The following is a 13,633-nucleotide window of genomic DNA, read 5'->3' as shown; positions in this document are numbered from 1 at the left end:
CCGTGATTCGGTGCGGTCACGCCGGTGGTTCGGCGGTGCTTTGGCGCAGGTGCGCCCACGCGATCGCCGAGCCGGAGTCGGTCACCAGGGTGCCGCCGGTCCCCGCCGGCAAGTAAACGAATTGTCCTCGGCGCACGGCGAGGTAGGCTCCGCGGTCTGCGGCGGCACGGTGCTCGGAGGCTCTGTGATCGACGTGGATCGTGAACTGCCCTTCGACAGCCACGATTACCGAATCACGCGGGACACGGAACTCGATGGAGGCTGCCGCGGGCGTCCGCCTGAAGCCGATGCCTAACCGAGGCTCCGCCGGCCTGTCCGCAACCGCGGGCACGAGCGACTCCTGCCCCACCCGGTGGTGCCGCCCGGCGGCGGCGTGTTCGGCTGAGAACACCGTCGCCGCAGGACCTTCGGTCGATCGCGCGACGGCCGATTCCCATGCGCCACGGTCGATATCCCAGGCGGGCGGGTAGGCCAATGCGACCATTTCCAGATCGTCGTCGATCCGGAATTCGCCGCGAGTGGCCGGATTCAGATGAATGAGATCTCCCGGGCGGGCGGCGACAACATCGTCCGCGCCGTCGATGGTCATCGTCCCCGCCATGATGATCCAGACCTCCTCGTAAGGCGCGGCAAGCGGGGCACGCGCACCGACGGCCATCCGGGCGAAACCGGCGCTCAATCGGCCATAGTCGGCATCCACCGCCGCACCGAGCTGGATGCCGCCGTCGATCCGTTCCCAGGCGCGCACATCGTCGGAAGTAAACCTCCGCATCTGCCGTACCGGGCCCATCTCGGTTCCTCTCATCCGACGCAGACGGGGCGTGCCCGCCGCTGTTCGTTTCGGTGGGCGTACAGGATCAGCCCCGCCGTCAGTGCCAGCACGACCGCGCCGATCCCGGCGAACACCTGGATCCCGAAGCCGACCGCCGCATCGACGACCGCGGGCAGCGCGGGGTCGCCGACCGAAAGCCGGCCCACCACAGTGACGCCTTCGTGCATGCCAGAACTCAGGGCTCGACCGACCGACCCGGACACGGTGCCGGGAAGATGGTCCGTCAGATAATGCCGGTACGCGGCGATTCCGATCACACCGGCCGCGGCGATACCGAGGGCCGTGCCAAGCTCCCCGCCGACCTCCTGCGCCGAGGCCGCCGAGCCGGTCTTCTCTTCGGGCGCGCCGGCGATGATCAGGTCGCTGACCAACGCGCCCGCCGCGCCCTGACCCCACCCGACCACGGAGATCGCCGCCACGATCGGCGCCGCCGACGCGGCCGGGCCCGCGAGCGCCGCCAATCCGACCGCACCGCCCGCGGCGACGAGTAGCGCGGCGGCCACGACCATCGCCGGCGGCCACCGGCGCGCGAGGCCCGGCGCCAGCATCGCGCCGGCGATATTCGCCACGATGTACGGCAACGTCCACAGGCCGGCTCGCAGCGGCGTCAGTCCGGCGACCAGCATCAGGTACTGCGTGAAGAGATAGAACATGCCCGTCACGCCGATGCCCATCAGCAGCAGCGTCACAAGCGCTACCCGCACTTGCCGGCTGCCGAGGATCGCGAGGTCGAACAACGGCTCGCGTATCCGGCCCTGGCGTCGCAGGAACAACACCAGGATTCCGGATCCCGCCAGGACACACAGTAATTGGAGCCACACAGGCCCACCTTCCGCGGATCGCCCTGCGGCCAGCTCCTGGAGGCCGTAGACGATCACCAGCATTCCCGTGACAGACAGGGCGACACTGATCGGATCGATGCGGGTGCGATTGCGTTCCGCCCGTTCGGGAAGCAGCCGCGGTCCGGCCAGCAGCAGCGCAACGAGGGGCGGGATGTTCACGAGGAAGACCGCGCCCCACCAGAAATACTCCAGGAGCAGCCCGCCCAGCACCGGACCGATCGCCCCACCGACGGTGAACGCGCTGAAGGCGATGGCGATCGCCAGGCGGCGTTGCGTATCGTCACCGAACATCGCGCGCAGCAAGGAGAACAGGGCGGGCATCAGGGCGGCACCGGCGATTCCGAGGGCCGCGCGGGCGATGATCAGCCCCTCCGCGGTTTGTGCGTAGGCGGCGGCCAGGGAGAGTACGGCGAAGAACGCCGATCCGATCAACAGCAGCAGGCGGGGGCCGATGCGATCACTGAGGCGACCGGCCGTGACCAGGAACCCGGCGATCAGGAATCCGTATACGTGGGTGATCCACAGCAGCTGCGAAGAGCTGGGTTCCAGGTCGGCGCTGATCGCGGGCAGGGCGAAGAACAGCACGGTCAGATCGGTCGCCAGCGCGAGCATCGGCAGTAGCAGCAGCGCCAGACCCAGCCACTCACGGAGGGTCGCGCGGGCCGGGCGGCTCGACGGGAGGGTCTGTTCGCGTGCGCTCATCGCGCCTCCTGGGTTTCGTTACAAGCTGTGTTGTTACACAACTCGAAGCATAGCAGTATCCGTTACGATTCTGTCTGTAACGAATCCGTAGACTGGCCGTTATGACGAATCCGCAGCACACGACTGGCGGACGGCCGGGCGGTCGCCCCCGCGACGCGGGCATCGCGACCGCCGTCACCGCGGCCACCCTCGAACTCCTGGAGAACAGCGCCTATTTCGCCGTGAGTGTCGGGGAGATCGCGCGCCGTGCCGGCACCACCCGGTCCGCGATCTACCGACGCTGGTCCGGGCGGCCCGAACTCGTCCTCGCCGCCATCGAGAGCCGGCTCGACACCCCGCTGCCACCCGACACCGGGTGCACGCTCTGCGATATCGCCGACGGCCTCACCCTGTTCCTCGCCGCCTACCGCACCATCGCCCCCGAGGTGTACAGCGCCCTGTATTCCGAATGCGCAGCCGATCCCGAACTGCGCCGACGATACCTCGACACCGTGATCGAGCCATCACGTAAGGCGGTGCGGGAGATGCTGCTTCGCGCCGTCGACCGCGGCGACCTGCGCGACGATGTGGACATCGAACGAATGCTCGACCTCATCGCCGCCTTCGTGCACTACCGCGCCCTGTTCGGCAACCATCTCGACGACGAGGACGCCGAACGAGCCATCGAAACGATCATGCGCGGCGCCGCCGTGGACTACGACGCCCTACTGGCACACAGCCAGTCCATCCAGGGCGACCATCTCGACGCCGCGGGAGCGCACCACGTACACATCGACGACGTACCGAGCTCGTCCGCGATACCGGAGCCTTGACCAGCGGTGACGCCACCAGCTCGCGGCGACGTCCCCTCCTGCCGCCCAGGCGTTTTCACCCACCGACGGCCTCCGTCAAGCGTCCCGTCAAGCCGTGTTCACCGAGTATTTACGATGTCCGAATGCTTATTCACGACACGCACGGCAGTTCGACCTCACCTCCGGAGCCGGCGGAAGTCGAACAACTCCGGGAGCGTCGATTCTCGCCGTTCGTGGTGTGGGGCGGCATCGCCGCCGCTGTGCTCGTACTCGTCGCGGGTCAGCTCATGGCCGTTCACATCCACGCTCTCGGCCCGTTGACCAGCCTCGTTCGTGATTACATCGGAACGCCCAAGTCGGCGACGACGCCGTGGGCGGGCTTCCTGCTGGCACTGGTCGGTGTCACCACCCGGGTGCGGGTGAGCGCACTCGCGGCCGCGGTCGCCATCGACCTCGTCTTCGTCGCGGTTCGGGCGTTCGACGGCCGTCCCTTCACCGTCGGCAACGGACCGACCATCGTGCTGACGGCGCTGGCGCTGATCGCCGCCCTGCGGTGGAGTGGTGCGCGACGACGCACGGCACTGCACATGATCGCGCTCGGCGCGCTGCTCATCCTCGCGACCAAGGTCGGCGATGTCTGGTTGGACGTCACGGCCTGGGCGTGTCCGCAGGTGCTCGACCCGTACGTGGAGGTGGCCGATCGCGCGCTCGGCAATCCGTCCTGGATCGTCGGCCATGCGCTCGAGCTGGCCGGGCCGGTGCCGACGGGGCTGGTGCGCTGGGTGTACTTCGAGCTTCCGGTGGCCGCCATCGTCGTCGCCGTCTGGCAGTTACGCGGCGTGACCACAGGTAGGTGGCCGCAGCACCACCTGGTGCGGACATTCTTGGCGATCGGTCTCATCGGCCCGATCTTCTACGTGATCTTCCCGGTCGTCGGGCCCGTGCTCGCGTTCGGACCATGGGGAAACGGCATGGAACTCGCCGACGTCTGGCCGAATACCGTTCCCGCGCTCCCCATCTCGGTCGAATCGATGCCGTTCGACGCCATCACACCGCGTAACTGCATGCCGTCGCTGCATACCGCATGGGCACTCGCCCTGTTCATCCATTCACGTCGCGGACCTGTCTGGTTGCGCTGGGGTGGCGCCTTCTGGCTGGTATGCACCCTCACCGCGACCCTCGGCCTCGGCGCCCACTACGGCCTCGACCTCGTGGCCGGCGCCGCATTCTGCCTGACCATCGAGTCCGCCCTGCGCGACCCCGGCCGAGGCTGGGACCGTCAGCGCGTGCTGGTGGTGGCGATGGGAACAGCCACTTTCGCCGCAGTGCTGCTGTGCATCCGCTACTTCGCGATGCCGATGGCGACCCACCCGCTCCCCTTCGGTATCGCGATCCTTGGCGCGCTCACCGCATTGTCGATCGTGTTCTACCGAACCTGGTTCGCTCCGCAACGTCCGGAGGTCGTTGCAGGCGAGGCGGAGCAGGACGCACTCGAGCGTCGTTGAAGCGAACTGCCATCGAGGCCACCCATCGCCAGGTCATTCCTGCCGTCGGGCCCGCGCCCGTCGCTTACCCTCGTGCATGGCCTGCACTCGGGCCACCGGGATCGTGTGGCCCTCGTCGATCAGGTCTTGTGGAAGTTCCTGCGGGGCAGGCATTTCCGACTGCCATGGGTCGGTGTCGCCGATCAGGGCGGGGACGGTGCGGAGCGTGAAATCCGCCGGTGTCACGTTGTCCAGTTCCGACCACGGCAGCGGGAAGGAGACGGTGACGCCGGGGCGGATGCGCGGGCTGTATGCCGCGGCCACGGTGGCGCCGCCGGATCGGGTGGCGTCGAGGAAGACCTTGCCGTGGCGGTCCTCGCGGATGAAGGCGGTGGTGGCGATCGAGGGGTCGATGCGTTCGGCGCGGGCCGCGACCGCCCGCGTGGCCGCGGCGGCGTCCTCGACATCGATACCCGCCACGACCGGCACGAAGACGTGCAGCCCCTTGGAACCGCTCGTCTTCACCGCGCCCGCCAGCCCGTCGGCGGCCAGCGCCTCCCGGATCAGGCGGGCACCGGCTACCGCGTCGGCGAAGGTCTGGCCCGGTGCGGGATCGAGATCTAGCACCAGGTGCGTGGGTTCGGGCGCGGACTCGGCGTAATACAAGGTCGGATGGTATTCGACCGCGCGCTGATTGCCGAACCAGATCAACGTCCGCAGATCGTCGCACAGCGCGTAGCTGATCTCGCGCCGCGAACTCTCCGCCCACACGGTCGTTCGCGCCACCCACTCCGGCGTGTATTTCGGGAGATTCTTCTGCATGAACGGCTCCTGCCCCGGCCGCACTCGCACCACCGAGAGTGGCCGCCCGCGAAGCACTCGGAGTAGCCGCTCACCGGCGAACTCCAGGTAGTTCAGCAGATCGCCCTTGCTCGCGTCGGCCCGATCGAACAAGGGTTGATCGAGGTTGGACAGTTCGACACCGTGACGCGTCAGATCTCCCGTCATCGCTCCACACTCCCCCGCCACCGGCCGGCCGTCAACGAAGCCGCGCCGACCCCACCCGTTCGACGCCACCGCTGTGCGGCGCACCGTGTTGCGGGAACTCGAACCCGAGCACGTCATCCTCGGTTGCGTGTTGACGACGGCCTGGCCGGACAAATGCCGGCTAGCCGACTCAGGCGGATACTTATCCGGGAGCACTAGGCCACGGGATGCGTGGCCACCGATCCACACACCTCATGGCCGACGGGCGCACCGATCCACCGTCGGCTGGGCCTGACCTCGACGGCGCACCGCGGGTCTCTCGATATGGTCATCGACAGGGAGAGCCCGGTGTGCCGCGGGTAAGGACGGCCTGCTGTGATCGCTCCCGACTGCCGAAGGAAGGCCCGAGCATGGCACTACTCGACGACGTTCGGCCGCTGGGCACCGAGCTCGAGCGGTCGTACGAGGTGTATGTGCGCGGCAGGTTGAAGTTCCGCGTCGGGCAGATCGTTTATGTCGCGTTCTCCCTGGATGAGACGGAGATGGGCTTCGCGTTCCCGAAGGAGGAGCGGGCGGCCCTCGTCGCGAGCGAACCGCACAAGTTCCAGCTGCCGTCTGCGGCGGACATGCGGTTCAACTGGGTGCACGCCGATCTCGCCGCCCTGGACCGAGCCGAGGCGCGCGAGCTGGTCGTGGACGCTTGGCGCATGGTGGTCCCCCAGAAGGTTTCTCGCGCCTATGATCTCGCGCATCCCGACGGTCCGGGGTGACAGTGAGCATGCACGCGCGGTACATGCGCCTCGGACTGGGGCGGGACGAGGTGTGGCCGAAGCTATCGCGCGCGCGAATGGCCGGGTCGCCGCTTCGGGGCCGATGGATCGCGTCGGCTCGAGTACCGTGAGTGTTCATGCGACTCGCACTAGACCATCTGATCGATCCCCGCCTGCGGCCTCTCGTCGACGAGTCGCGTGGGTTCTACGAAAACCGAACCCCGGGACGAGGGCCGAGGAATGTCGAGGAGCTTCGTGAGGTCCGGGCCGGTGCCGGTGGCCATCCTTCAGTGGATCCACCAGCGGTCGACGAGGTGGTGGAGGCCGAAGGGCGCTCGGTGCCGGTGCGGATTCATCTGCCCGTGAGCGCGACGGTGAACGGAGTGTTCTTGGAGTTCCATGGGGGCGGGTTCTACATGGGGTCGGCCGCCGGCAGCGATGTGCGGAATCGGCGGCTCGCGGATGCGCTGGGGATCGCGGTGGTGAGCGTGGATTACCGGCTCGCCCCGGAGAATCCGTGGCCGGCCGCGCCCGATGATGGCGAAACCGCCGCGCTGTGGCTGGTGGAGCACGCCGAACGGCGCTTCGGCACCGAGAAGCTCGCGGTGGGCGGGTTCTCGGCGGGATCGACGCTGGCGATGACGACGCTGTTGCGGCTGCGCGAGCGCGGGATCGACGCATTCGACTGTGCCGTATTGCAATTCGGGACGTACGATCTGAGCGCCCAGACACCGGCGGGGCGGCTGATCGCGGACGAGTACTTCCTCGAGGCCTATGCGGGGGCGGCGCCGGACCGCACCCATCCTGATATCTCGCCGATCTACGCCGAACCAGCCGGTCTGCCGCCCATTCTCATGGTTGTCGGCGAGCAGGACATTCTGCTGCACGATAATCTCGCCATGGCAGCCCGGCTGTCGGCGTCCGGGGCCGAGGTCGACCTGCGTATCTATCCCGGTGCACCGCACGGGTTCACCGGACATCCGACGCCGATGGCGCAGGCCGCGCTGGACGATATCGAGGCGTGGCTCGGCAGTCGACTCGACCGAGCAGCCTGACACCGGCGACAACAGGCGGGGCACGTCATCCGGGGCGGGTGTGGTCGAGGACTTCGCAAGGCGTTACACCCTCGGAGGCCGCGGGGGCGCGAGCTCCCGGTGCCAGCGACTCATTCTTCCGGGCCGGACGTTCCCCGCAGGACGGCGACGGCCGTTGCGGCGACCCACCCATCGTCGTCCCCGCTCAATTCGGTCAGCGCCTGACGGGCGGCGGGCGCGGGGATCTCGCCCAGCGCCTGCGTGATCCGCAGACGCGTCGGCCGGTCGTCGGTGTCGAGGCGGTGTCGCAGGGCGGCGACGATGTCGTCGGCCGCGGTTGCCGCCAGCACGCCGAGCGTCTCGGCCGCCTCGACGTCGGCGCGGCCTTCGGTCACCATCTCCAGCAGGCGCGGCATCGCCTCGGTGATGTGACGGGAACCGAGAACCACGGCGGCACGGTCCCGGACCGCCACATCGGGATCGCCCAGCGCGCGGCGCAGGACGGCCGTGGCCTCGGCGGTCGGCACGTCCGCGATCGCGGCCACCGCACGGCGCCGGACCTCGGGTTTCGGCGAATCCAACCCTGCGGCGAGATCGTCGAGGCCGGCACCGGCTGCCCGCGCCAACGACCAGCGCAGGGCGCCCGCAACGTTGAGGTCCTCCTCCGACAGTGCTGCCGCTACCAGCGCGTCGACCGGTAACGTCGCGCCCTCGTACTGGGCCAGCACCGCTTGTTGCCGGTCGGCCCCCGATTCCGACTCCAGGGCATGCAGCAGGGTGACGACGCTCAGCACCGCCTCCCACTGCTCGGGTGCGGCCGCGTCCACGCGCTCGAGTTTCCTGAGCAGATCCTGCTCGGCCGCGATCCTGGCGCGGGTGCGCCGGACCAGCTGCTCGACCATGTCTCCGGGCGTGAAGCCGGGATCGTCGAGGGCGCGTTTGGCTTCGGTCAGCGACAACCCGAGGGTGCGCAGGCATTCGACATGGAAGAGGCGACGGATGTCGTCGGCGGAGTACTCGCGGTAGCCGCTCGCGGTGCGCACCGATGGCGTCACCAACCCCAGCGCGTCGTAGTGACGCAACATCCGGGTGCTGACGCCGGAGCGCCGCGAGACCTCACCGATCAACATGCCGTCGCCTCCTGTCATGCGTTCTGGCCCAGCGCGGCGGCGCGCTTGGCCAGCTCGACCGACGACGCGAACCCGCTGTCGGGGTCGAGCCGCAACTGTTCGCTCGCCTCGGCGTGGGCGCGCACGTGCGGGTCGGGATGCGTCATCGCCGCGGCCAAGGCGGGTGCGGCGGCGTCGCCGAGCGCGGCGAAAGCGCGGCTGAGACTCAACCACATCTGGTGGTCGCCGCGGCCCAGAGCAGCTGCCAGGTCGTAGGCCAGTCCGCTCTCCGCGCCGGACGGAACCAGCACCGCGGCCGCGCGCCAGGCACTCACCGCCACGTCGTCGTGCTCGTCGTGCAGCAGGGCCGACACCACCGGCCAAGCACTCGGATCGCCGATCTTGGACAGGGTGTGCAGCGCCTGGCTGCGGGCCTGCGGGGTCTCGGAATCGAGCTCGGCGAGCAGCAGCGGCAGCGTGAGCTCGGCAGGCAGGCGGCACAATGCCCAGGTCAGCATGTCCCGGACGAAGAAGTCCGGTTCGATCGCGCACCGATCGATGAGGATCCGGGCCAGCCGTGGATCGCCGACTGTGCCGGCCGACAGCGCCGCTCGCAGTCGAACCGACGAATCGGGGGCGGCGAGGGCATCGACGAGGCGGACATCCACCTCATGGTTGGTTGTGTTCACGACAACCACCTCCTTCGCCGAATCACTCAAGTCCTTGTCACAGTGTCAAGGTCAAGGCGGGAAGTCACGCGCCGCCCTGGCGCGCCGCGGTCCGATCGTCACCGGCACCGAGTCGACTCCGCCGAGGCGGGTACTCCCTGGTCGAAAGGAGGTTCGCCATGAGCACTTCCCCGTCGGGCCGCCGGATGTCACGCACATGGCTCGCCGCGGTGATCGCCGCGGCCGCCGTGCTGGGTGCGTGTTCCGACGATTCCGGTGACGAACCGGCGTCTCAGCCCCCACCACAACCGTCCGTCGAGGAGGTCGGCCCGGTCGCCGCCGGTTATCTGTGCGACATGCTGCTCGTCGACACCGCCACCTGGCGGGAGCACCCGGATGTCGGGCTGATCTCTTTCGAGGGTCACGTCCGGACCTGGGCCGCCGAATACCAGAACTTCGAGGGCGCCATCATCCGGGACCATTCCTTCATCGACGCCGTGACGATCCACTACTGCCCCGACGTGCGCGACCAGACGCTGGAAGCCCTCCGCCTGGACAGCTTGTCCTCCGGGCTCATCGGCTACACCTGAGCGCATGCGCGAACCGCTCGCCGTCATGGCGGAGCGAGTGATATCGGTGTGGCCGATGACTCGGTGATTGGCTCCGACAGCCGCGCCACGCCGTCGTAAGTCGCCGAGGCCGGACCGGTGACCGTCGTGATATCCGGTCATGACCACGGCCGCCCAAGAGCGCGCGATATCCGTGGGCTACTGGGCCTCGGCGCGGCGAATGCGACGCCGGGAACAATCGGGCAGCCTTGCGTGTTATCACGATCAGCGCTACGGTAGGCGCGTCTCCATCTTGTGGATGCAGGTGACTGGTCCCTCCCACAAGAGTTCGATTCATCTCCACGGATTCGTATCCCGTGCCCTCGGCATCATGGCCCTCCGAACAGGGCCGGCCGCGCGCTCCATTCAGCGCGATTGCGCAGGCGATTCTCGTACCGGCCTGCCTCCACCGATCCACTCCTCTAGGAGAAAACCCATGCAGAACAACCATATTCAGGAACCCGAAGCTCAACACGCAGCGGTCTCCGGAATCCTCGACATCACCGATAAACATGCCACGCTGCGCGTCGACGGCTACCTGCCCGGACCGGGCGACGTCCACGTGCCTGCGCGCCTGATCCGCGAATACGGGCTCCGCCCCGGCGATACCGTCATCGGCGTCGCCGGTTCCAGCGACGGTGTGAAACTCGCACCACTGATCCGCATCGACGCCGTCAACGGCCTACCGCCCGGCAAGGCCAGGTCTCGGCCGCACTTCGGCGACCTCGTCCCGATCTACCCGCGAGACCGGCTGCGACTGGAGACGGAGGCACACGAAATGACCACGCGTGCCACCGATCTCGTCATGCCGATCGGCAAAGGACAGCGCGCCATGATCGTCGCCCCGCCGAAGGCAGGCAAAACCTCTGTCCTGCAATCCATCGCCCACGGTATCGCCAAGAATCATCCGGAATGCCACCTGATGCTCGTGCTGGTCGGCGAACGCCCGGAGGAGGTGACCGACCTCTCGCGCGCCGTGCCCGCCGAGGTCGCCGCCGCCACCTTCGACCAGCCCGCCCGCGAACACATCGCACTCGCCCAACTGGCCATCGAACACGCCAAACGCCTGGTCGAAATGGGCCGCGACGTCGTCGTGCTACTGGATTCGCTGACCCGCCTCGCCCGGGCCTACAACCTGGCGGCCACCGGTTCCGGCCGAATCCTCTCCGGCGGCGTCGACGCCGGCGCGCTCGCACCACCGAAAAAATTCCTCGGCGCGGCCCGCAACATCGAGAACGGCGGATCCTTGACCATCATCGCCACCGCACTTGTCGAAACCGGATCCCTCGCCGACACCGTCATCTTCGAGGAATACAAGGGCACCGGCAATGCCGAACTGAAACTCGACCGCCACCTCGCCGACCGCCGCACCTTCCCCGCCATCGACATCGACCGCTCCAGCACCCGCAAGGAAGAACTCCTGCTCACCCCCGAAGAACTCACCGCCACCCACTCACTGCGCAAAACGCTCGCCACCCGAGAACCCCAGCAAGCCCTGGAACTGCTGCTCACCGGGCTCAGGCAGACCGACTCGAATGCCGAATTCCTCCACCAGATCCGCACTTCCAGTTGATCCGCGCCGCGGGTGACGACCGCCCGGCCGGGCAAGGCGAGAAGGCAACGCGGCCCCGCCTCCCGCGGTGCGACTCCCCTGGCGGCCGCCGCAGCCACGTCGCCGCGCACGGTACGTCCCGACGCCACCGCGACGACGACTGCCCTGCGCCGGAACACCGAGGTGGCGGTCGTCGGCGCGAACAGCGACGCACCGGCGACCGCCGCTCCCCTACGGAAGCCGGTTCCCGTCGAACAACTGCCACATGCGGTTGCGCACGGACGCTCCGGCGGGATCGGCGGGCCAGTCGTGGGCCTTGCTCACGTCGTCCGGACCGTCGTAGAGGCGGTAGACGACTTCGGTTCCCGCCGCACAGTCGAAGCGCTGGCCGCGCAGCACGCCCGCGCCGGATTCGGTGTGCTCGGCGCCGCAGTCGTTCATCATCAGCCAGTGGTCGCGGTGTTGTTCGGCGAGCCACTGCCAGATGATCGGGTCGTTGTCGTTGACCATGACGGCGTAGGAGATCGGGCGCGAGGCCGGGCAGTCGGCGGCGTCCCATGCGCCTTTCGCGCCGGCCCAGACCGCGGCCGAGGCGATCCACGCGGCGCCTTCGCAGGCCATCCGGGTGGTCATCTGGCCGCCGTTGGAGTGGCCGACGACATGGACGCGGTCAGGGGCGACGCAGTAGGTACCCGCGATGTGTTCGGCGACGCTGCGGAGATAGGCGACGTCCGGGCCGACGTTGCGCGCGAACTCCCACGCCCATTTGCCCGCACCGCCGTCGGGTTTGCTGCCGCGCGGGTAGGCGACGATGACCTTGTTGGTCTTGGCGAACCCGGTCCAGCCGGACTCGCCCTCGAATTTGGCCGGATTGCTCTGGCCACCGTGCAGGGCGATGATCAGCGGCGCGGGGCCGGTGAGGCCCGCCGGAACGAACAACCGGTAGGTGCGAACCGCGCCGGTCGAGTCGGCGAGGTCCACTTCCTTGGCTTCGTTACCGGTCGGTGTGGTGGAACAGGACGGACCGGGCGGCGGCAGCGGCCCCGGACCCGCCGCGTGGGCCGGCGGACCGGTGAGGGTGACCGCGAGCATCGCTCCGGCGGCGGCCACGACCAGTCTGCCGATTCTCGATGTCCATGACTGCATAGTCGAACTCCCTTGCGCAGCCGAGTTTTTCCCGACTACAACACAATCACACCCGACGGCCACGCAAGACCACAATGTCGGCGGCAGGTGGACACCGGCTCCCCCTCGGCACACAACGTCCGCGAGCGCCCGTCATTGCGTCGGTGCCCTCGTCCGGGAGACGACACGGAGCCGGAGGTGCCGACGCGATGAGCCCGCAGCCGCCCGAACCGGACGACTCGCCCGGTCGGACGGCGCAATGCCTGCTAGCGCTGCCCCTGGAGTTTCCCGGCGAGCTGTTCGATGAACGCGCGCACCTCGTCGGTGTCCGCGTCCGGTAGCGAGAACACCACCTCGGCAACGCCGATATCGCGCCAGTGGCTCAGCGTGCCGGGGTCGGGTTCGTCGGCGAGCACGACGACGCGTGGGTCACCGGTGCGGCCGGCGTCGCGCCACATCTTCGCCAATTGCCGCACGCCCGAGTCGATATCGCGCTCGATAGGTGTGGTGATCCAGCCATCGGCCGAGCGCACGATCCACGCGAAGGTCTTCTCGGTGCCCGCGGCCCCGACCAGAATGGGCGGGCGCGGCCGTTGTTTCGGCTTCGGCCAGGCCCAGCTGGGCCCGAAGCCGACGTATTCGCCGTCATAGGCCGCCTCGTCCTCGGTCCACAGCGCGCCCATCGCCTCCAGGTATTCGCGCAGCACGGTGCGCCGCTTGTTCGGCGGCACACCGTGATCGGCGAGTTCTTCGAGATTCCAGCCGTAGCCCACACCGAAGACCACTCGGCCGCCGGACAAGTGATCCAGCGTCGCGACGGTCTTGGCGAGGGCGATCGGATCGTGTTCGAGCGGCAGCGCCACCGAGGTGCCGAGACCGATCCGGGTGGTGACGGCGGCAGCCGTGCCCAGCGCGACCCACGGGTCGAGAGTGCGCATATAGCGGTCGTCGGGCAGGGTTTCGTCGCCGGTGGCGGGGTGGTCGGAGGTGCGGGCCACCGGAATATGGGTGTGTTCGGGGACGTAGAAGGTGTCGAAACCGTGGTCCTCGGCCGATTTCGCCGCGTCGGCGGGCGAGATTCCGCGATCGCTGGTGAACAGCGACAGACCGAACTTCATGATGCTCCTAC

At 68.5% G+C, this 13,633-nt stretch carries 12 protein-coding genes and 1 pseudogene; 6 read left to right on the top strand and 7 right to left on the bottom strand.

Annotated elements, in window-relative coordinates; all coding sequences use genetic code 11:
• Positions 1 to 16 precede the first annotated feature (16 nt).
• The gene (locus tag GV790_RS09555) at positions 17 to 790 is read right to left on the bottom strand and encodes a hypothetical protein (protein WP_163812709.1); all 774 of its coding nucleotides are present in this window, start codon (positions 788 to 790) and stop codon (positions 17 to 19) included.
• A gap of 11 nt (positions 791 to 801) precedes the next feature.
• Positions 802 to 2,376 (bottom strand): MFS transporter, encoded by a 1,575-nt coding sequence (locus tag GV790_RS09550; RefSeq protein WP_163812707.1) that lies wholly within the window; start codon positions 2,374 to 2,376, stop codon positions 802 to 804.
• A 101-nt stretch (positions 2,377 to 2,477) separates the two neighbouring features.
• On the opposite strand from GV790_RS09550, the gene GV790_RS09545 reads away from it, so the two are divergent.
• Complete coding sequence (locus GV790_RS09545; protein WP_163812705.1) at positions 2,478 to 3,188, top strand: TetR/AcrR family transcriptional regulator; 711 nt, start codon at positions 2,478 to 2,480, stop codon at positions 3,186 to 3,188.
• A gap of 122 nt (positions 3,189 to 3,310) precedes the next feature.
• On the top strand, positions 3,311 to 4,672 hold the full coding sequence (locus GV790_RS09540; protein WP_163812703.1) for a phosphatase PAP2 family protein: 1,362 nt from the start codon (positions 3,311 to 3,313) through the stop codon (positions 4,670 to 4,672).
• Positions 4,673 to 4,705: 33 nt separating this feature from the next.
• Here GV790_RS09540 and GV790_RS09535 read toward each other — a convergent pair whose 3' ends face one another.
• Positions 4,706 to 5,659 (bottom strand): DNA polymerase domain-containing protein, encoded by a 954-nt coding sequence (locus GV790_RS09535; RefSeq protein WP_163812701.1) that lies wholly within the window; start codon positions 5,657 to 5,659, stop codon positions 4,706 to 4,708.
• Positions 5,660 to 6,048: 389 nt separating this feature from the next.
• On the opposite strand from GV790_RS09535, the gene GV790_RS09530 reads away from it, so the two are divergent.
• On the top strand, positions 6,049 to 6,408 hold the full coding sequence (locus tag GV790_RS09530; RefSeq protein WP_163812700.1) for an MmcQ/YjbR family DNA-binding protein: 360 nt from the start codon (positions 6,049 to 6,051) through the stop codon (positions 6,406 to 6,408).
• A 137-nt stretch (positions 6,409 to 6,545) separates the two neighbouring features.
• Entirely contained in the window at positions 6,546 to 7,463 is a 918-nt protein-coding gene (locus GV790_RS09525) for an alpha/beta hydrolase (protein ID WP_163812698.1), read from the top strand.
• A gap of 110 nt (positions 7,464 to 7,573) precedes the next feature.
• Here GV790_RS09525 and GV790_RS09520 read toward each other — a convergent pair whose 3' ends face one another.
• Both GV790_RS09520 and GV790_RS09515 read right to left on the bottom strand, forming a co-directional pair.
• Positions 7,574 to 8,572: a HEAT repeat domain-containing protein gene (locus tag GV790_RS09520; protein WP_163812696.1), complete on the bottom strand. Its 999-nt coding sequence runs from the start codon at positions 8,570 to 8,572 to the stop codon at positions 7,574 to 7,576.
• A 14-nt stretch (positions 8,573 to 8,586) separates the two neighbouring features.
• Positions 8,587 to 9,249, bottom strand: coding sequence for a HEAT repeat domain-containing protein (locus GV790_RS09515; RefSeq protein ID WP_375139381.1), 663 nt, complete (start codon positions 9,247 to 9,249; stop codon positions 8,587 to 8,589).
• Between the two features lie 149 nt (positions 9,250 to 9,398).
• On the opposite strand from GV790_RS09515, the gene GV790_RS09510 reads away from it, so the two are divergent.
• Together GV790_RS09510 and GV790_RS09505 are read left to right on the top strand one after the other, a co-directional pair.
• Positions 9,399 to 9,809, top strand: a complete 411-nt coding sequence (locus tag GV790_RS09510) for a hypothetical protein (RefSeq protein ID WP_163812692.1) — start codon at positions 9,399 to 9,401, stop codon at positions 9,807 to 9,809.
• A gap of 457 nt (positions 9,810 to 10,266) precedes the next feature.
• Positions 10,267 to 11,400, top strand: a pseudogene (locus tag GV790_RS09505) (transcription termination factor Rho, short form); the annotation flags it as partial.
• A gap of 210 nt (positions 11,401 to 11,610) precedes the next feature.
• On the opposite strand, the gene GV790_RS09500 reads toward GV790_RS09505, so the two are convergent.
• Positions 11,611 to 12,525 (bottom strand): alpha/beta hydrolase family esterase, encoded by a 915-nt coding sequence (locus tag GV790_RS09500; protein ID WP_163812687.1) that lies wholly within the window; start codon positions 12,523 to 12,525, stop codon positions 11,611 to 11,613.
• 245 nt (positions 12,526 to 12,770) lie between these two features.
• Positions 12,771 to 13,622, bottom strand: a complete 852-nt coding sequence (locus tag GV790_RS09495) for an LLM class F420-dependent oxidoreductase (protein WP_163812685.1) — start codon at positions 13,620 to 13,622, stop codon at positions 12,771 to 12,773.
• Positions 13,623 to 13,633: the final 11 nt, after the last annotated feature.

Origin of the sequence: Nocardia cyriacigeorgica (assembly GCF_010858045.1) — a bacterium.
GTDB classification, from domain to species: Bacteria; Actinomycetota; Actinomycetes; order Mycobacteriales; family Mycobacteriaceae; genus Nocardia; species Nocardia cyriacigeorgica_E.
This window is presented reverse-complemented; position numbering and strand designations above follow the sequence as displayed.